Source organism: Streptococcus sp. HMSC065H07 (assembly GCF_001837325.1).
GTDB lineage: Bacteria > Bacillota > Bacilli > Lactobacillales > Streptococcaceae > Streptococcus > Streptococcus salivarius_H.
In genome coordinates, this window is the sequence record NZ_KV832017.1 from 38,537 (window position 1) to 57,220 (window position 18,684).

Genomic DNA, 18,684 nt, shown 5'->3' on the forward strand with positions numbered 1-18,684 from the left:
AAGGCGGTGTCTTAACCCCTTGACCAACGGACCAAGTTCTGAGATTTTTATCTCGTTAACACTCTTATTATTATATCAGAGTATTCGATTTTGTCTATACTTTTTTTCAAAAAAAATATTAAATTTTGCTAAATTTATTCGAATTTTACGTTAGTTTTTATCTTGCTTTTACAAAGTATTGACATGTTGCTATATATTTTGTAAACTAATAGAGTTATTGGTCCCATAGCTCAGCTGGATAGAGCATTCGCCTTCTAAGCGAACGGTCGCAGGTTCGAATCCTGCTGGGATCAGATAAAAAAACGCAATCTAGAATCTCTAGTTGCGTTTTTCTTTTGCCTCGATAAATAGGAAATAATTCAAAATAAACAAGGGAAGCAAAGTCGTATATAGGCTGTATTCATGTAAATATTGAGAAAACCAAGTTGATGCTGCAACTCCTACCATAAATGTTAAGATGATAATAGTAGTGTAGGAAGCTTGTTTAAGCACTTTGGGATCCCCCTCGTCAATAGCCCTGGCAACGGTTAAAGAGGTATTCGTAATATTACCAGTCATCATGAAGGAAGCATAATTTACCCCTCTGACGCGTTTAAAAATCCCTACCTGAAGAGAGGCAAAAAATGCCAAGCCCGCAATCGTAATAGTAGAATCAACGTAAGGTGTAATGATGGCGAGAATAGTCATCAAGAGAAAGGCAAGTCTAATCGCTTGCAAATGCCATCCCCATTTATGGTTAATGAGCCACTTCTTAACAAAAAAAACAAAAAACTGACCTAAAACAAAGAAAAAAATAGGTATCACATAGCTGAAAGCTCTTGCAATATGCCCCTCAACAAGATGAATAACCAAATAAAGGAGATTACCTGTCTGAATACTTGCAAATCGTCCGTCTTGAGTATTGTAAGTATAGGCATCAATGAAGCCCCCTATATAACTTACTAGAGTTGCTACCCGTAATCCTTCAAAAACACGATAGGAGCGTTTTTTCATTCTGAACATGTCTGTTTCCTTCTTCTACTTATGGTAAGGACTTCCCTGCTGAATCATGAATGCGCGATAAATTTGCTCTACTAATACAAGGCGCATAAGCTGATGAGGGAACGTTAAGAGACCAAAACTCATTAATTGATTAGCCCTCTTTTTCACTGTAGGAGAGAGTCCCAAACTTCCCCCTATAATAAAAGTAATATCTGAATAGCCTCTAAGAGTCGCTTGCTCTAACTCTTTAGCAAATTGCTCCGAGGGAAATTGTTTTCCTTCAATAGCTAAGGCAATGACATAATCACGATCACCTACCTTAGCCAAGATACGCTGCCCCTCTTTGTCTAGGATAGCTTTATTTTCAGCTTCGCTTGCATTATCTGGCGTCTTTTCATCCGTTAATTCTATAGACTCAAATTTTGTAAAGCGTCCTAGTCGTTTGACATACTCCGCAATGCCATCTTTCAAATATTTTTCTTTCAATTTTCCAACGGTAATCAATTTAACTTTCATAGGCTTATTATAGCATATATCCACAATCTTTTAACACCTTATCCACACCTTTTTACTGTTAAGAATCTTTAGTTATCCCTATAAAATAGCTTCTTATCTACACTTTTTGAAACTTATCCACAGACTGTTGATAACTGTTTTTTAAAATCACTTTATGATATAATTAAGCTTACTTTGATATGTTTATCAAAAAGGAGGACTAAACGTGAAAAAATTTAACTGGAAAAAAATAGTAGCGCCAATTGCAATGCTTGTTATTGGCTTACTAGGTGGTTTACTAGGTGCCTTTATCCTACTAACAGCAGCAGGGGTATCTTTTACCAATTCAACAGATACAGGTGTTAAAACAGCTAAGACCGTATACAATAATACAACAGATACAACTAAAGCTGTTAAGAAAGTACAAAATGCCGTTGTTTCTGTCATCAATTACCAAGAAGGGTCATCTTCAGATTCTCTAAATGAACTTTATGGCCGTATCTTTGGTGGAGATGATAGTTCTGATTCTAGTCAAGACAAATCAAAAGATTCTGATGGGTTGCAAGTCGCTGGTGAAGGTTCTGGAGTCATCTATAAAAAAGATGGGAAAGAGGCCTACATCGTAACCAACAACCACGTTGTCGATGGCGCTAAAAAACTTGAAATCATGCTTTCAGATGGATCAAAAATTACTGGTGAACTCGTTGGTAAAGATACTTACTCTGACCTAGCAGTTGTCAAAGTTTCTTCAGATAAAATTAAAACCGTAGCGGAATTTGCAGACTCAAACTCTCTCACAGTCGGCGAGAAGGCAATTGCTATCGGTAGCCCACTTGGTACCGAATATGCCAACTCAGTAACAGAGGGTATCGTTTCTAGCCTTAGCCGTACTGTAACTATGCAAAACGACAATGGTGAAACTGTTTCAACAAATGCTATCCAAACAGATGCTGCCATTAACCCTGGTAACTCAGGTGGTGCCTTAGTCAATATCGAAGGACAAGTTATCGGTATTAACTCAAGTAAAATTTCATCAACGTCAGCAGTCGCTGGTAGCGCCGTTGAAGGTATGGGATTTGCCATTCCATCAAACGATGTTGTCGAAATCATCAATCAATTGGAAAAAGACGGTAAAGTTACACGACCAGCCCTAGGAATCTCAATGGCCAATCTTAACAGCCTTTCTAGCAGTGCAACCTCTAAATTAGATTTACCAGATGATGTGAAAGCTGGAGTTGTAGTCGGCAGCGTTCAAAAAGGTATGCCAGCTGACGGTAAACTTCAAGAAAATGATGTTATCACTGAAATTGACGGTAAGGAAATCAGCTCAAAAACTGATATTCAAACCAATCTTTACAGCCATAGTATTGGAGATACAATCAAGGTAACCTTCTATCGTGGTAAAGAGAAGAAAACTGAAGAACTTAAATTAACAAAATCTACAGAAGACTTGTCTGACTAAGTCATTGACAAATCTGTCAAAAGACCTTTACAATAATGTAAAGGTCTTTTTTGGAAAGGAATAACATGCAAGAACAACTCAAAGCTTTACCTATTAGTGACATCTATCCCAATCCTTTTCAACCTCGTATAGAGTTCTCTGATGAAGAATTAGCAGAGCTAAGCCAATCAATCTCAGAAAATGGACTGATACAGCCAATCATTGTCCGAAAATCGGATATTATTGGTTATGAACTAATTGCTGGGGAAAGACGTTTACGTGCCTGTAAACGTCTAGGAATGACAGAAATCCCTGCAGTTGTAAAGGAAGTTACAGATCAAGAAAGCCGTAAACAAGCTATTATTGAAAATTTACAACGATCGAATCTCAATCCCATTGAAGAAGCAAAGGCCTATCGTAATTTAATTAATGAGCTAGCTTACAGTCACGAGGAACTGGCGAAAGCTATGGGGAAATCCAGACCTTATATCAGTAACGCTCTCAGACTCCTCCAACTTCCCCAAGAGATACAGACGAGTATCGAAAATGGCAAACTGAGTCAAGGACATGCTAGAGCACTTTTAGCTGTTGAGGATACAAAAAAGCAATTAACTATCTATCATCAGGTCCTTACTGAAAAATGGTCAGTTCGTACCCTGGAAAAAAGACTTCAAGAACTTCCAAAAAAACAAAAATCAAAAAAAGATATTCATATAAAAGATAAAGAAAAAGAACTGGAAAAATCACTTGGTCTCCCCGTTACTCTTCGTTATCACAAAAATCACTCTGGAACTATTCAGATCCACTTTTCGACGGAAGAAGATTTTAACAGAATTATCAACAAGCTTATTTGACCTGTGAATTGAGGAGAAAAAAGAAACAAACTTATCCACATCATAAAATGGTTGCCCTCCCTTTATTTGAGAGGGTTTCTTTTTTTATTCACAACTTGTGGATAACTCTTGTGCACAATGTGAATTGTCTTTTTTTCCTTGTGGATAACTTAGGGAACTTTTATCTTCGGACCTGTGGAAAACTTTTTTGTTTTATGATAGAATCAGAGAACAAGAATAAAGAAGGAGAATTGATGGAATGACCGAAAAAGAGCATTTTTTTTGGAATAAGCTCTTAGAGCTGGCCAAAGAGGAACTAACACAAGCCACTTTTGATTATTATGTCCTAGATACCAAGCTCATCAAAGTTCAAGATAACGTTGCTACAATTCTGCTTGAGGAAGTCAAAAAGCTATTCTGGGAAAAGAATATGCAATCTTTCATTTTGATGGCTGGTTTTGAAGCCTATAATAGTGAAATCAAAGTTGAGTACGTCTTTGACGAAGCACTCTTAAACGAGGCAAATTCAACTGTAACAAACAATGACTTTGGCAATAAAAAGGAACAGCAAACACCTGCTCTTCCTACATTGGACTCTGACTTGAATAGTAAGTACACCTTTGATAATTTTATTCAGGGGGATGAAAACCGTTGGTCAGTTGCTGCATCTTTAGCTGTAGCTGATTCACCAGGAGCTACGTATAACCCTCTATTTATTTATGGAGGACCTGGTCTCGGAAAAACTCACTTACTCAATGCCATTGGTAACAAGGTCTTACATGATAATCCTCAAGCACGTATCAAATACATTACTGCAGAGAATTTCATTAATGAATTTGTTGTCCATATCCGTTTAGATAAAATGGATGAACTAAAACTTAAATACCGTCATCTGGACGTTCTCTTAATTGATGATATTCAATCATTGGCTAAAAAATCAACGCAAGCCACTCAAGAGGAATTTTTCAATACTTTCAATGTCCTTCACAATAATAATAAACAAATTGTCCTGACCAGCGACCGTAATCCAGATCAATTGAACGAGATGGAAGAGCGTCTTGTCACGCGATTTAAATGGGGGTTAACCGTTAATATCACACCACCCGACTTTGAAACGCGAGTGGCCATTCTTACTAATAAGATTATGGACTATGATTATCATTTTCCTCCTGAAACAATTGAGTATTTAGCTGGCCAATTTGATTCAAATGTCCGTGACTTAGAAGGGGCCTTAAAAGATATTAGCTTAGTTGCCAATGTTCGCCAGTTAGATACTATCACAGTTGAAGTAGCTGCCGAAGCCATTCGCGCACGTAAAATGGATGGTCCTAAATTAACTCTTATTCCGATTGAGGATATCCAAACTGAGGTAGGAAAATTTTATAATGTCACTGTAAAAGAGATCAAGGCAACTAAACGAACACAAAATATTGTCTTGGCACGTCAGGTAGCCATGTATCTTGCGCGTGAAATGACTGATAACTCCCTTCCAAAAATTGGAAAAGAATTTGGCGGAAGAGATCACTCAACTGTCTTACATGCATACAATAAAATCAAAAATATGATTGCTCAAGATGACAGTTTACGCATTGAAATTGATACCATCAAAAACAAGATAAAATGACACTTGTGGATAACTATTAAAAATTATCCAAACTTTTCCACAGGCTGTGCACAAGTTTAAAGCCTTGATAAAACTATGTTTTGTAGACTTATGCACAGTGTCCACAAGACCTACTACTACTACTAAAATAATACTAATAAAATAAAGGAGCATCATGATTCAATTTGCGATTAATAAAGCTTATTTCTTACAAGCACTTCATACAACTCGCCGTGCTATTTCTTCTAAAAATGCTATCCCAATTCTATCAACGATTAAAATCGAAGTTACCAAAGATGGTATCTATTTGACAGGATCAAATGGGCAAATCTCAATTGAAAATAGTATCTCAGTTTCAGAAGAAAATGCAGGCCTATTAATTACGCAGCCAGGTAGTATCCTTTTGGAAGCAAACTTTTTCATTAATGTTGTCTCAAGCTTGCCTGATGTTACCCTTACTTTTGAAGAAATCGAACAATACCAAGTTTTACTGAAAAGTGGTAAATCAGAAATTACCTTGAAAGGGAAAGATGTCGAACAATATCCCCGTATTCAGGAAGTTGATAGCTTGACGCCATTACTCATGGACACAAAAGTGTTAAAATCTATCATTGCTGAAACTTCATTCGCAGCAAGCACACAAGAAAGTCGTCCAATTTTAACTGGGGTTCACTTTGTTCTTTCAAATCATAAAGATCTCAAAGCTGTAGCAACGGACTCTCACCGAATGAGCCAACGTCAACTTGTTTTGGAGCATTCTGCGGATAACTTTGATGTTGTAATCCCAAGTCGCTCACTTAAAGAATTATCGGCAGTCTTTAGCGATGATATTGAAAACTTAGAGGTTTTCTTCTCAGCAAATCAAATTCTATTCCGTAGTGAAACAATTTCTTTCTATACACGTCTACTTGAAGGAAATTATCCAGACACGAATCGTCTCTTATCTGATTCATTTGAAACAGAAGTTGTTTTCGAGACCGCTAGCCTTCGTTCTGCTATGGAACGTTCATATTTGATTTCTAATGCTAGTCAAAGTGGTACTGTTAAACTCGAAATCATCAATGGCAGTGTCAGTGCCCATGTTAATTCGCCAGAAGTCGGAAAGGTGAATGAGGATATTGACGTGCAAGATGTTTCAGGTAGTGATTTGGTCATTAGTTTCAATCCAACCTACCTAATAGATGCTTTGAAAGCTCTTAAGAGTGAGACTGTTCGTGTACGTTTCATTTCACCAGTGCGTCCATTTACTTTGACGCCAGCAGATGACAGTGAGAATTTTATTCAATTGATTACACCTGTAAGAACAAACTAAAATCGAAAAAGTTATCCACTGTGGATAACTTTTTTACTAGAGAGGGAGTTTATGTACCAAATTGGAAGTTTAGTTGAAATGAAAAAACCACATGCTTGTACCATCAAAGCAACAGGAAAAAAAGCTAATGAATGGGAAGTGACCCGTCTTGGAGCTGACATTAAGATTCGTTGTACGAATTGTGATCATGTGGTTATGATGAGTCGTCATGATTTCGAAAAGAAACTTAAGAAGGTTTTATAACAGACATTGGGGAGTCCATATAAGGAGGTTCTTGTGTTAAGAAAATTAGTTTACTAGCAATATAAAAACTTTCGAGAGTCCCCAGTTATCTTCTTTATAGCATTCTTTGCCTTGCTTTCCTTTTTATGATTCTCAAAGGGAAGTTGCCTATTTTTAACAATTTTTGTGTTATAATTAACTGAATTACTTTTTTATGGAGAAATAAATTAATGGCTTTAACAGCAGGTATCGTTGGTTTGCCAAACGTTGGTAAATCAACTCTTTTCAATGCAATTACAAAAGCGGGTGCGGAAGCTGCTAACTATCCTTTCGCGACAATTGATCCAAACGTCGGAATGGTTGAGGTACCAGACGAGCGTTTGACGAAACTGACTGAACTTATTACCCCTAAAAAGACAGTTCCAACCACATTTGAGTTCACAGATATTGCGGGTATCGTAAAAGGAGCATCAAAGGGTGAAGGTCTTGGAAATAAGTTCTTGGCGAACATTCGTGAAGTAGATGCGATTGTCCATGTGGTTCGTGCTTTCGATGATGAAAATGTTATGCGTGAACAAGGGCGTGAGGATGCCTTTGTAGATCCGATGGCTGATATCGATACAATCAACCTAGAATTGATTTTGGCTGACCTTGAATCAATTAACAAACGTTATGCGCGTGTCGAAAAAATTGCGCGTACACAAAAAGATAAAGATTCTGTGGCAGAGTTTAATATTCTTCAAAAGATTAAACCTGTTCTAGAAGATGGTAAGTCTGCACGTACGATTGATTTTACTGAGGAAGAGCAAAAAATTGTTAAGGGACTCTTCCTCTTGACAACAAAACCAGTACTTTATGTGGCTAACGTTGATGAAGACCAAGTCGCAAATCCTGATGATATTGATTATGTCAAACAAATTCGTGAGTTTGCAGCGACTGAAAATGCAGAAGTAGTTGTTATCTCGGCACGTGTTGAGGAAGAAATTTCTGAATTGGATGATGAAGACAAAGAAATGTTCTTGGAAGACCTTGGTTTGACAGAATCAGGAGTTGATAAACTGACACGCGCAGCCTATCATTTGCTTGGTCTAGGAACTTACTTTACTGCTGGTGAGAAAGAAGTGCGTGCTTGGACCTTTAAACGAGGCATCAAGGCTCCACAAGCAGCAGGAATTATCCACTCTGACTTCGAGAAAGGATTTATCCGTGCCGTAACCATGTCTTACGATGATCTCATTAAATATGGTTCTGAGAAAGCTGTTAAGGAAGCTGGTCGCCTTCGTGAAGAAGGAAAAGAATACGTTGTTCAAGATGGCGACATCATGGAATTCCGTTTCAACGTTTAGAAAATAAAAAATAGTGCACAAGGCTGAAAAGTATTTTTCAGTCCTTTTGCTGTTTATCAAAGAGGAGAAATAATGACAAAATTAGTAGTTGGCTTGGGAAATCCTGGTTCAAAATACCATGAGACACGTCACAATGTTGGTTTTATGGCTATTGACCTAATGGCTAAGGAACTGGGATTAACCTTTTCTGAAGAAAGGACCTTTAAGGCTGAAGTGGCTTCGACCTTTTTAAATGGTGAGAAGGTTTATTTTGTGAAACCAACAACCTTTATGAATCTATCAGGTCTAGCTGTTAGAGCATTACTAGCTTATTACAATATTCCCATGGAGGATTTTATCGTCATTTACGATGACTTAGATATGGAAGTTGGGAAATTGCGCTTTCGTCAAAAAGGTTCAGCGGGTGGTCATAATGGTATTAAATCTATCATTGCTGAAACTGGCACTCAAGAATTTGACCGTATAAAAATTGGTATTGGCCGCCCACAGAAAGGAATGACGGTCGTTAATCATGTCCTTGGAAAATTTAGTGAAGACGACTATGCCACAATTTTACTGACTTTAGACAAGGTAGAGACAGCCCTCAATCATTACCTGAAAACCAATGATTTCGAAGATACTATGAGGCGTTATAATGGCTAATACTCTATTAGACCTTTTTGAGAAGAATCATCAATTGCTTGAGTGGCGTGATAAAGTAACCCTATTGAGTAGGCAGTTGGTCATGGGATTTTCTGGTTCCAGCAAGGCAGTTGTCATGGCATCTGCTCTTTCTGAGCAGGTTCCTAAGATTTTAATCGTTACTTCAACACAAAATGAAGCTGAGCAACTGACAGGAGATTTGTCAGCTATCTTAGGAGAGGATAAGGTTTATTCTTTTTTTGCAGATGATGTAGTAGCTGCAGAGTTTATCTTCGCTTCACCAGAAAAGACCCATTCTCGTCTTGAAAGTCTTAATTTTTTAATGGATAAAGAGGCCAGTGGGGTTTTGGTCACGAGTTTAGTTGGTACTAAGTTACATTTGCCTAACCCTAAGGTTTATAAAGACTCTCGCATTGACTTAACACTAGGGGAGGAACATGATTTAGAGGCTCTCAGTAAGCATCTGACTCATATTGGATACCAAAGAGTGGAGCAAGTTCTCTCACCTTGTGAGTATAGTCGTAGGGGCGACATTTTAGATATTTATGAAATGACTTCAGAGCTCCCCTACCGTTTAGAATTTTTTGGAGACGAGATTGATGGCATTCGTCAGTTTGATAGCGATAGTCAGAAATCTTTAGACAATTTAGAGCATGTTATCGTATCACCAGCAGATGATATTATCTTAACAAGAGAGGATTACCAACGTGCTGAGAAGGCCCTAGAAAGTGCGGTCTCGAAGGCAGAAGGTCCTCATAAGGCTTACCTTGAGGAAGTTCTGTCGGTTACGATTGATGGCTACCGTCATAAAGATTTACGTAAGTTTTTGTCTCTCTTTTATGATAAGGCTTATACCTTATTTGACTACCTTCCAAAGGGAACTCCTGTATTCATTGATGATTTTCAAAAGATAGTGGACCGCCATGGACGTCTTGAATTGGAGGTGGCTAATCTTTTAACTGAGGATCTTCACCAAGGCAAGTCTCTGAGTCATCTAAATTACTTAGTGGATTCATTTAAGACTTTACGTAACTATCAGCCAGCTAGTTTCTTTTCGAATTTTCATAAGGGCTTGGGAAATCTTAAATTTGATAAGTTGTATCAATTCACGCAATACCCTATGCAGGAGTTCTTTAACCAGTTTCCACTTCTAGTTGATGAAATACATCGCTATACCAAGAATAAGGCTACAGTTATTTTACAAGTGGGGTCTGAAAAGCAACTCAAATCTTTGAAGGAAACCTTGGAAGAATATGATTTAGATTTACCACTTAGTAGTTTTGGAGATTTGATTCCTTATAAGCCTCAATTAGTTCTAGGAAACTTATCCAATGGTTTTTACTTTGCTGATGAAAAGCTTGTTCTGGTCACTGAACGTGAGATTTTCCATAAAAAAGTAAAACGTCGTGCGCGTGCCAGTCACGTTTCCAATGCTGAGCGTCTAAAAGATTACAATGAGCTTGAAAAAGGTGATTATGTTGTACATCAGACTCATGGTATCGGACAATTTAAAGGTATCGAGACTATTGAGATTAAAGGGGTGCATCGTGACTACTTGACCATCCAATATCAGGATGCTGCAACAATTTCTCTACCTGTTGAGCAGATTGAGAGTCTCTCTAAGTATGTGTCAGCGGACGGAAAAGAGCCTAAAATTAATAAACTCAATGATGGGCGTTTCCAAAAGACTAAACAAAAAGTAAGTAAGCAAGTAGAGGATATTGCTGATGACCTCCTAAAACTCTATGCCGAACGCAGTCAACTTAAAGGTTTTGCATTTTCACCAGATGATGATAACCAAAGGGATTTCGAAGATGATTTCGCCTATGCTGAGACAGAGGATCAATTGCGTTCTATCAAGGAAATTAAGGCAGACATGGAGTCAGACAAACCCATGGATCGTCTCTTGGTTGGTGATGTTGGTTTTGGTAAGACAGAGGTAGCTATGCGTGCCGCCTTCAAGGCAGTCAATGATGGAAAGCAAGTTGCTATCCTAGTTCCTACAACGGTTCTTGCCCATCAGCACTATTTGAATTTTAAAGAGCGTTTTGAAAATCATGCCGTTGAAGTAGATGAACTCAGTCGTTTTAGAAGTAAAAAAGAACAGAATGAGACTATTGAAAATCTAGCTAAAGGGCGTATTGATATTATTATTGGTACCCACCGCCTACTGTCTAAAGATGTTAAGTTTTCTGACTTAGGCTTGCTAGTAATTGATGAAGAACAACGTTTTGGCGTGAAGCATAAAGAGAAACTTAAGGAGTTGAAAGCTAAGGTTGATGTCCTTACTCTAACTGCGACACCTATTCCTCGTACGCTTCATATGTCTATGTTAGGTATTCGTGATTTGTCGATTATTGAGACAGCCCCTACCAACCGTTATCCAGTTCAAACTTATGTTATGGAAACCAATCCTGGTCTTATTCGAGAAGCGATATTAAGAGAGATGGACCGAGGTGGTCAGATTTTTTATGTTTATAATCGTGTTGAAACCATTGATCAAAAAGTTTCTGAATTACATGAGCTAGTCCCTGAAGCACGTATCGGATTTGTTCATGGTCAGATGAGTGAGGTTATGTTGGAGAATACCCTCTTGGATTTCTTGAATGGTGATTACGATGTATTGGTAGCAACGACCATTATTGAGACAGGGATTGATATCTCCAACGTTAATACTCTCTTCATTGAGAATGCAGATCACATGGGCTTATCTACCCTTTATCAGTTGAGAGGTCGTGTGGGACGTAGTAATCGAATTGCTTACGCCTATCTCATGTATCGTCCTGACAAAGTGTTGACGGAAGTCTCTGAGAAGCGATTGGATGCTATTAAGGGCTTTACAGAACTGGGATCAGGTTTCAAAATAGCCATGCGTGATTTATCAATTCGTGGTGCCGGGAACATTCTTGGTGCTTCTCAAAGTGGTTTCATCGACTCAGTCGGGTTCGAAATGTACTCGCAACTCTTGGAAGAGGCTATCAATAAACGTCAAGGTAAAACTCAAGTTCGACGTAAAGGAAATGCAGAGTTCAATCTTCAGATTGATGCTTACCTCCCTTATGACTATATTTCTGACGAGCGCCAAAAAATTGAAATTTATAAGCGTATTCGAGAAATTGAGAATCAGAAAGACTATCAAGACCTTCAAGATGAGCTTATTGACCGCTTTGGAGAATATCCAGACCAAGTTGCCTATCTCATTGAGATTGGTCTGGTTAAGGCTTATTTGGATGCTGCCTTTGCAGAATTAGTTGAGCGTAAGAACGATACTATTATTGTTCGTTTCGAAAAAGCCTCTCTCAAATTCTTCTTGACTCAAGATTATTTCGAAGCCATCTCTAAAACGCATTTAAAAGCAAAAATCAGTGATAACCAGGGGAAAGTAGAGATTACTTTTGATGTTCGTAACAAGAAAGACTATGAAATTCTTGAAGAATTAAAGATTTTTGGACAGACATTTATGGAAATCAAAGAACGTAAAGAAAAAAAAGAAGCTTAAGGAAAGTTTAAGTAAGTCTCTCTATACTATAAAACATCCTAAAACTTTTCTTTTTCATAAATCTCCTGAGAGGGTCGACTAGTGTCGATCCTCTTATTTTTGTATTGAAAAGGCTTTAGTCCCCTATTTTCTAAAAAAAATGCTATCATAGAAGAGATATCCTAACGAAAAGGAAACAGTAACATTGAGATTAGACAAATATTTAAAAGTATCACGAATTATCAAACGCCGTCCAGTGGCTAAAGAAGTGGCTGATAAAGGGCGTATAAAAGTAAATGGTGTACTCGCTAAGTCATCTACAGATTTAAAAATTGGTGACCAAGTGGAAGTTCGTTTTGGAAATAAACTCTTGACTGTCCGTGTTCTAGAAATGAAAGATAGTACGAAAAAAGAAGATGCGGCAAAAATGTACGAGATTATAAGTGAAACAAGGATTGAAGTAGATGAGCAAGAAGCCTAATATTGTACAGCTTACGAATGATTACATTGATAGTGCCAATCAAGAGCAACGATTAGAGCGTGCCGAACACGAACAAAGGAATCGCTTTATGGGGTGGATTCTCTTTGTGGTTGTTTTACTCTTTATCTTGCCAACCTACAATCTGGTTGAGACCTATATGAACATCAAACAGCAAGAGAAGGAAGTCTTGTCGCTTCAGAAAGACTATGATAAATTGTCAGATCAGACAAAGGAACGAAAGGATTTGGCTAAGAAACTTAAGGATGATGCTTTCGCCGAGAAATATGCGCGTGCTAAGTACTATTATTCACGTGAAGGAGAGTCTATCTATCCTGTACCAAGCTTATTACCCTAATGAAAGATTTACTTAAAACTGTAGAAACTTTTTTAACCTATTCAGAAGCCAAGTTAGAGGAACTATCAGAAAAAAATCAGCAACTTAAAACGGAATTACCGAGGAAAGAGGAGGTGAAGAAACAAGCATGAAAAAGCTCTTAATAGCTGCAACTGTTGTGCTTGTATCTTCTAGCCCTCTGGTCCTACTTCCTATGGAGAAGGAGCTAACTCTGACCCCAAAACAGGTCCAAAAATTGACTCAAAATACTACAGCTAGTTTGACTCAATTTAAACAGATTCCTAAAAATCCAAGAACGATAACAACTATCCTAACTTATAAGAACAAGGATTTAACAGAATTTAAAACCAGTATCCAAGCGGATACCAAACTATCGATTTCTGCTATTTTTTGGAATGCTAAAGGTGAACCTGTTTTCCAACTTCAAGATGGTGATTATGTAGCCGCTAGTCAGAAATCAATTGTAGACGACAGTATCTATAATCAAAAAACAGTAGATATGACCTTCTGGACTAAAGATGGTTTAACGGTATACAAAGAACCTTACGTTTTAGGGACTGAAAAAGCTGACTCCAAACTCGCTAGTTTTAAACCCATTAAGGTTAGTCAAGCAGCTCAGACGCATGCTGGGACCTACTATTTGGTAGACGGAGAGGGTTGGATTAACGCTTCTGATTTGTCAACGACTGACAATCGCATCGAGGCTGTTCAAAAAGTCCTTAATGAGAAGTATAACAATCAAGAACGCATCTCAGTTTATGTTAAACAGCTTGATACGGACCGAGTAGCTGCTATCAATGACGAAAAAAGCATGTATGCAGCTAGCGTAGCCAAGCTTGGTGTACTCTACTATGCACAGGAACGTCTGTCTCAAGAGAAATTAGCATTATCAGATGAGTATCAATATACCTCTGCTGTGAATGGTTTTCCAGGTGCTTATGATCCAGATGGTTCTGGAAAGATTAGTAAGATGCCTGATGATAAGAATTATAGCTTGGAAAATCTGTTAAAGGCTGTAGCCCAAAACTCAGATAATGTAGCGACAAATATATTAGGTTATTATGTAGCCAATCAGTATGATAAAGCCTTCCAAAAATCAGTAGATAAAGCCGCAGCGACCTCGTGGAATATGGATAAAAAGGAGTTGACTGCTAGAGCCGCAGGTACTTTGATGGAGGCTGTTTATAGACAAAATGGAGATATTATCAATTATCTTTCAAGCACGGACTATGATGGCGAACGTATTTCCAAAAACATTGATGTCCCTGTTGCACATAAAATAGGGGATGCCTACGACTTAAAACATGATGTCGCTATTGTTTATGCAGATTCTCCCTTTATTTTATCGATTTTTACGGATAAAGAAGGCTATGACAAAATCACCTCAATTGCAGATGATGTTTATGGAATTTTGAAATAATGACACAAAAATTGTTGCAAATGATGCAAGCCAAGGGTTATTTTAACCGGCACAAGAAAATTTTAGTAGCAGTATCAGGTGGAGCAGACTCTATGAGTTTGCTGCACTTTTTGTATAACCATCAAAAAGATTTGGATATTCAGTTGGGGATTGCTCACGTTAATCATAAACAACGACAAGAGTCGGAGCATGAAGAAGCGTATTTACGTCATTGGGCAGAGGAACACAAGGTCCCTTTTCACTATAGTGCATTCTCAGGAAAGTTTTCAGAAAATGCTGCCCGTACCTTTCGCTATGAGTTTTTTAAGCAGGTCATGAAAGATTATGATTACTCTGCTCTTGTAACAGCCCATCATGCAGATGATCAGGCAGAGACAATTTTTATGAGACTGTTGAGAGGAAGTCGTTTAAGACACCTGACAGGAATTTCAGCTATCAGACCATTTGGCACTGGTCAGATTATTCGTCCCTTTTTGCATCTTACGAAAGCTCAGCTTCCCGTAACTTTCCATTTTGAAGATAGGAGTAATACTTCACTAGCCTACCTTCGGAATCGCATCAGACTGTCCTATCTTCCTACTTTATCTCAGGAAAATCCTAAAATTAAGGAGCACCTTTGTCTTTTAGCCGAGGAGATTGGTCTTATGGAGCAAGCTCTAGGAGAGTTAACAAAGGATATTACTATCACTGATTTATCTGTTTTTCAGCAACAGTCAGATGCTGTCCAGCTCTTTCTTCTTCAGAATTATTTAGACTCCTTTCCTGATTTACAGCTTTCTAAAGGCCAATTTAATCAATTGATAAGTTATCTAAGGAAAAATGTTTCAGGAAAGATCCCCCTAAAAAATGGTTACGAACTAGTAAAAACACAGACTTCTTTCCTTATAAGGAAAGAAGAGGCTATCTCTTTATCCCCTCCTTGTCTCTTAGAATTTGGAAAATCTGTTGAGTTTGAGGATTATACCTTGACTTTTTCAGAATTCAATGACGTTTCTAACACAGATGCTATTAGTATTTGGTCAGATGCCCCAATAGTGATTCGTCATAGAAAAGAAGGCGATAAGATTGACCTTGGTAGTCACCATAAAAAATTAAGACGACTGTTTATAGACAATAAGATTTTAGAGAAGGATCGTCAAAAAGCCATTGTAGGAGAACAAGATGGTCATATTATTTTTCTTTATGTTGCTGGGCGTCTCTATTTGAAAAAAAGACCTGAAAATGCTATACTTTATGGCACTGTAGTCATTTATAAGAATTTCTAATCAAATACCATGTTCAAATAACGATGATTGAAGTAAAAGTGGTATAATAACAGAATATTGACTTCGAGAAAGGGAACCCAAATGTTAGAAAAAGACATTAAAAAAGTCCTCTTTTCCCAAGAGGATATCGTAGCTAAAACTAAAGAACTAGGACAACAACTGACAGAGGATTATGCGGGGAAAAATCCTCTACTAGTCTGTGTTTTGAAAGGTGCTGTTCCATTTATGGCAGAACTTATCAAACATATCGATACCCATATTGAGATGGACTTTATGGTCGTTTCAAGTTATGGTGGTGGAACTGTCAGCAGTGGTGAAGTAAAGATTCTTAAAGATGTTGACACTAATGTTGAAGGACGAGACATCATCTTTATTGAAGATATCATTGATACAGGTCGTACGCTCCTTTATCTTCGAGATATGTTCAAGTACCGTAAAGCCAATTCAGTCAAAATCGCAACTCTTTTTGATAAACCAGAAGGTCGTGTTGTTGATATTGAGGCAGATTACGTATGTTACGATGTTCCTAATGAATTTATCGTTGGTTTCGGACTAGACTATGATGAAAAATACCGTAACCTCCCTTATGTCGGTGTCCTAAAAGAAGAAATTTATACAAAATAAGTAAAGGTCTAATTAATTTATGAATAATAAAAATAATAATGGCTTCTTACGGAATGCTTTTCTCTACATCATAGTTATTATTGCGGTTGTAACTGGAGTACAATACTTTGCAGGAGGAAGCCAAAGCTCAAGTCAACAATTGTCTTACACACAGTTGGTTAAGAAAATTGAAGATGGTAAGGTAAAATCTATCACTTATCAGCCAGACGGTAGTATCATTGAAGTTAAAGGTAGCTACAAAAAGGCTGAAAAGGTTGATACTGACCTTAGTCTACCATTTTTAGGTAGTGCATCATCAGAGACACGTAGCTTTACATCGACTGTGCTGCAGAATGAAACAACCATGCAGAAATTGCAATCAGCATCAGAAGCAGCTGATGTTAATGTTAAAATGATACGTGAAAGTTCAAGTGGTGCTTGGATTTCATATCTTTTTAGTTACCTACCTTTGATTGGGATTGCTATTTTCTTCCTTTTCATGATGAATCAAGGCGGTAACCGCGGTGCAATGAATTTTGGCCGCAACCGTGCTAAGACTCAATCAAAAGAGAATATTAAAGTTCGTTTCACAGATGTGGCTGGTGCGGAAGAAGAAAAAGAAGAACTTGTAGAAGTCGTAGATTTCCTCAAAAATCCACGTAAATATAAAGCACTTGGTGCACGTATCCCTAAAGGTGTCCTCCTTGAAGGTCCTCCAGGGACAGGTAAAACTCTTCTTGCTAAAGCTGTAGCTGGTGAAGCAGATGTTCCTTTCTTTAGTATCTCAGGTTCTGACTTTGTAGAGATGTTTGTCGGTGTCGGAGCAAGTCGTGTTCGTAGTCTTTTTGAAGACGCTAAAAAGGCTGAACGTGCTATTATCTTTATTGATGAAATCGATGCGGTTGGGCGTCGTCGTGGTACTGGAATGGGCGGTGGTAACGACGAACGCGAACAAACCCTTAACCAACTGTTGATTGAAATGGATGGTTTTGATGGGAATGAGAATATCATTGTCATTGCTGCAACCAACCGTAGTGATGTTCTTGACCCAGCCCTCCTACGTCCAGGACGTTTTGACCGTAAAGTTCTTGTCGGTCGCCCAGATGTAAAAGGCCGAGAAGCTATCTTGAAAGTTCATGCTAAAAATAAACCATTGGCTGAAGATGTTGACCTTAAGGTTGTGGCTCAACAAACTCCAGGTTTTGTCGGAGCCGACTTAGAGAATGTCTTGAATGAGGCAGCTCTAGTTGCAGCACGACGTAGTAAGACTAGAATTGATGCTAGTGATATCGATGAAGCAGAGGATCGTGTTATTGCCGGACCATCTAAGAAAGACCGCCAAGTTTCAGAAAATGAACGTAAAGTTGTGGCTTACCATGAAGCAGGTCATACAATTGTTGGTTTGACACTTTCTAGCGCTCGTGATGTTCACAAGGTTACTATTGTTCCACGAGGTCGAGCAGGTGGTTATATGATTTCTCTACCAAAAGAGGATCAGATGTTGTCATCTAAAGATGAGCTAAAAGAACAATTGGCAGGCCTTATGGGTGGACGCGTTGCAGAAGAAATTATTTTCAACGTTCAAACCTCAGGTGCTTCAAATGACTTTGAGCAAGCAACACAGCTGGCACGTGCAATGGTTACTGAATATGGTATGAGCGAAAAACTTGGACCAGTCCAATATGAGGGTAATCATGCGATGAATCCAGGACAATTTACGACAGATAAGTCTTACTCAGCTCATACAGCTCAACTTATTGACGAAGAAATTCGATCACTTTTAGTTGAGGCACACGATAAAGCGGCTGAAATTATCAATGCAAACCGAGAAACACATGCTCTCATTGCAGAAGCTTTGCTTAAGTATGAAACACTTGATGCTGCACAAATCAAGTCAATTTATGAGACTGGTAAGATGCCGGTGGATTCTCTTGGAGACTCAGAAGAAGATAACCATGCCCTATCTTACGATGAAGTCAAAGAAAGAATTGAAAATAAAAATAAAGATGAAGAAGAGTAAGGAGTTCTACTCTTCTTTTTTTTTAGTAAAATCGAGAGAAAAAACACCATTAAAAAGCATTGTAAAAAAAAAGAAAATTAAAATCGCTGCAAATTATTGACAAGAGAGATAAGAGATGATATTATAAATAAGCTGCTTCGGAAGAGGCGGCGAACACGAGAAGTGAAAAAACTTCGAAAAAAGTGTT

17 protein-coding genes and 1 tRNA gene are annotated in these 18,684 nt (G+C 38.0%); 16 read left to right on the forward strand and 2 right to left on the reverse strand.

What is annotated here, in order from left to right; genetic code table 11:
- Positions 1–219: 219 nt before the first annotated feature.
- Positions 220–293, forward strand: a tRNA-Arg gene (locus HMPREF2637_RS02050).
- A 25-nt stretch (positions 294–318) separates the two neighbouring features.
- Here HMPREF2637_RS02050 and HMPREF2637_RS02055 read toward each other — a convergent pair.
- Complete coding sequence (locus HMPREF2637_RS02055) at positions 319–1,002, reverse strand: YoaK family protein (protein WP_064523658.1); 684 nt, start codon at positions 1,000–1,002, stop codon at positions 319–321.
- Positions 1,003–1,017: 15 nt separating this feature from the next.
- Entirely contained in the window at positions 1,018–1,497 is a 480-nt protein-coding gene (gene rlmH / locus HMPREF2637_RS02060) for a 23S rRNA (pseudouridine(1915)-N(3))-methyltransferase RlmH (RefSeq protein ID WP_014632473.1), read from the reverse strand.
- Positions 1,498–1,702: 205 nt separating this feature from the next.
- Between rlmH and HMPREF2637_RS02065 the strand changes: the two genes are divergently transcribed.
- From HMPREF2637_RS02065 to ftsH, 15 genes are all read left to right on the forward strand, one after another.
- The gene (locus HMPREF2637_RS02065) at positions 1,703–2,938 is read left to right on the forward strand and encodes a S1C family serine protease (protein WP_064523661.1); all 1,236 of its coding nucleotides are present in this window, start codon (positions 1,703–1,705) and stop codon (positions 2,936–2,938) included.
- 65 nt (positions 2,939–3,003) lie between these two features.
- Positions 3,004–3,771, forward strand: a complete 768-nt coding sequence (locus tag HMPREF2637_RS02070; protein WP_070838931.1) for a ParB/RepB/Spo0J family partition protein — start codon at positions 3,004–3,006, stop codon at positions 3,769–3,771.
- A 238-nt stretch (positions 3,772–4,009) separates the two neighbouring features.
- On the forward strand, positions 4,010–5,374 hold the full coding sequence (dnaA, locus tag HMPREF2637_RS02080) for a chromosomal replication initiator protein DnaA (protein WP_049553505.1): 1,365 nt from the start codon (positions 4,010–4,012) through the stop codon (positions 5,372–5,374).
- Positions 5,375–5,528: 154 nt separating this feature from the next.
- On the forward strand, positions 5,529–6,665 hold the full coding sequence (gene dnaN, locus HMPREF2637_RS02085; RefSeq protein ID WP_014633747.1) for a DNA polymerase III subunit beta: 1,137 nt from the start codon (positions 5,529–5,531) through the stop codon (positions 6,663–6,665).
- Between the two features lie 51 nt (positions 6,666–6,716).
- Positions 6,717–6,908, forward strand: coding sequence for a DUF951 domain-containing protein (locus tag HMPREF2637_RS02090; RefSeq protein WP_002886272.1), 192 nt, complete (start codon positions 6,717–6,719; stop codon positions 6,906–6,908).
- A 209-nt stretch (positions 6,909–7,117) separates the two neighbouring features.
- A complete protein-coding gene (ychF, locus tag HMPREF2637_RS02095; RefSeq protein WP_002883967.1) occupies positions 7,118–8,233 on the forward strand; it encodes a redox-regulated ATPase YchF in 1,116 nt (371 codons plus the stop codon).
- Between the two features lie 72 nt (positions 8,234–8,305).
- On the forward strand, positions 8,306–8,875 hold the full coding sequence (pth, locus tag HMPREF2637_RS02100; RefSeq protein WP_037597255.1) for an aminoacyl-tRNA hydrolase: 570 nt from the start codon (positions 8,306–8,308) through the stop codon (positions 8,873–8,875).
- A complete protein-coding gene (gene mfd / locus HMPREF2637_RS02105) occupies positions 8,868–12,374 on the forward strand; it encodes a transcription-repair coupling factor (RefSeq protein WP_064523667.1) in 3,507 nt (1,168 codons plus the stop codon). Before pth ends, mfd begins: the two co-directional genes overlap by 8 nt.
- Positions 12,375–12,558: 184 nt before the next feature.
- The gene (locus HMPREF2637_RS02110; protein ID WP_002948594.1) at positions 12,559–12,834 is read left to right on the forward strand and encodes an RNA-binding S4 domain-containing protein; all 276 of its coding nucleotides are present in this window, start codon (positions 12,559–12,561) and stop codon (positions 12,832–12,834) included.
- Complete coding sequence (locus HMPREF2637_RS02115; RefSeq protein WP_037597264.1) at positions 12,818–13,189, forward strand: FtsB family cell division protein; 372 nt, start codon at positions 12,818–12,820, stop codon at positions 13,187–13,189. Before HMPREF2637_RS02110 ends, HMPREF2637_RS02115 begins: the two co-directional genes overlap by 17 nt.
- Positions 13,189–13,320: an SP_0009 family protein gene (locus HMPREF2637_RS02120; protein WP_002883955.1), complete on the forward strand. Its 132-nt coding sequence runs from the start codon at positions 13,189–13,191 to the stop codon at positions 13,318–13,320. The genes HMPREF2637_RS02115 and HMPREF2637_RS02120 overlap by 1 nt, the downstream gene beginning before the upstream one ends.
- Positions 13,317–14,609, forward strand: a complete 1,293-nt coding sequence (locus HMPREF2637_RS02125; protein WP_064523670.1) for a serine hydrolase — start codon at positions 13,317–13,319, stop codon at positions 14,607–14,609. The genes HMPREF2637_RS02120 and HMPREF2637_RS02125 overlap by 4 nt, the downstream gene beginning before the upstream one ends.
- Positions 14,609–15,874, forward strand: coding sequence for a tRNA lysidine(34) synthetase TilS (tilS, locus tag HMPREF2637_RS02130; RefSeq protein WP_064523673.1), 1,266 nt, complete (start codon positions 14,609–14,611; stop codon positions 15,872–15,874). Before HMPREF2637_RS02125 ends, tilS begins: the two co-directional genes overlap by 1 nt.
- Before the next feature lie 81 nt (positions 15,875–15,955).
- The gene (hpt, locus tag HMPREF2637_RS02135) at positions 15,956–16,498 is read left to right on the forward strand and encodes a hypoxanthine phosphoribosyltransferase (RefSeq protein WP_002883962.1); all 543 of its coding nucleotides are present in this window, start codon (positions 15,956–15,958) and stop codon (positions 16,496–16,498) included.
- A gap of 19 nt (positions 16,499–16,517) precedes the next feature.
- Positions 16,518–18,497, forward strand: a complete 1,980-nt coding sequence (ftsH, locus tag HMPREF2637_RS02140) for an ATP-dependent zinc metalloprotease FtsH (RefSeq protein ID WP_064523676.1) — start codon at positions 16,518–16,520, stop codon at positions 18,495–18,497.
- Positions 18,498–18,684 lie beyond the last annotated feature (187 nt).

Excerpts from the sequence above, each read along its gene's own strand:
- HMPREF2637_RS02055 (WP_064523658.1), bottom strand. The coding sequence starts at position 1,002 with ATGTTCAGAATGAAAAAACGCTCCTATCGTGTTTTTGAAGGATTACGG.
- rlmH (WP_014632473.1), bottom strand. The coding sequence starts at position 1,497 with ATGAAAGTTAAATTGATTACCGTTGGAAAATTGAAAGAAAAATATTTG.
- HMPREF2637_RS02070 (WP_070838931.1), top strand. The coding sequence starts at position 3,004 with ATGCAAGAACAACTCAAAGCTTTACCTATTAGTGACATCTATCCCAAT.
- dnaA (WP_049553505.1), top strand. The coding sequence starts at position 4,010 with ATGACCGAAAAAGAGCATTTTTTTTGGAATAAGCTCTTAGAGCTGGCC.
- dnaN (WP_014633747.1), top strand. The coding sequence starts at position 5,529 with ATGATTCAATTTGCGATTAATAAAGCTTATTTCTTACAAGCACTTCAT.
- HMPREF2637_RS02090 (WP_002886272.1), top strand. The coding sequence starts at position 6,717 with ATGTACCAAATTGGAAGTTTAGTTGAAATGAAAAAACCACATGCTTGT.
- ychF (WP_002883967.1), top strand. The coding sequence starts at position 7,118 with ATGGCTTTAACAGCAGGTATCGTTGGTTTGCCAAACGTTGGTAAATCA.
- pth (WP_037597255.1), top strand. The coding sequence starts at position 8,306 with ATGACAAAATTAGTAGTTGGCTTGGGAAATCCTGGTTCAAAATACCAT.
- mfd (WP_064523667.1), top strand. The coding sequence starts at position 8,868 with ATGGCTAATACTCTATTAGACCTTTTTGAGAAGAATCATCAATTGCTT.
- HMPREF2637_RS02115 (WP_037597264.1), top strand. The coding sequence starts at position 12,818 with ATGAGCAAGAAGCCTAATATTGTACAGCTTACGAATGATTACATTGAT.
- HMPREF2637_RS02120 (WP_002883955.1), top strand. The coding sequence starts at position 13,189 with ATGAAAGATTTACTTAAAACTGTAGAAACTTTTTTAACCTATTCAGAA.
- HMPREF2637_RS02125 (WP_064523670.1), top strand. The coding sequence starts at position 13,317 with ATGAAAAAGCTCTTAATAGCTGCAACTGTTGTGCTTGTATCTTCTAGC.
- tilS (WP_064523673.1), top strand. The coding sequence starts at position 14,609 with ATGACACAAAAATTGTTGCAAATGATGCAAGCCAAGGGTTATTTTAAC.
- hpt (WP_002883962.1), top strand. The coding sequence starts at position 15,956 with ATGTTAGAAAAAGACATTAAAAAAGTCCTCTTTTCCCAAGAGGATATC.
- ftsH (WP_064523676.1), top strand. The coding sequence starts at position 16,518 with ATGAATAATAAAAATAATAATGGCTTCTTACGGAATGCTTTTCTCTAC.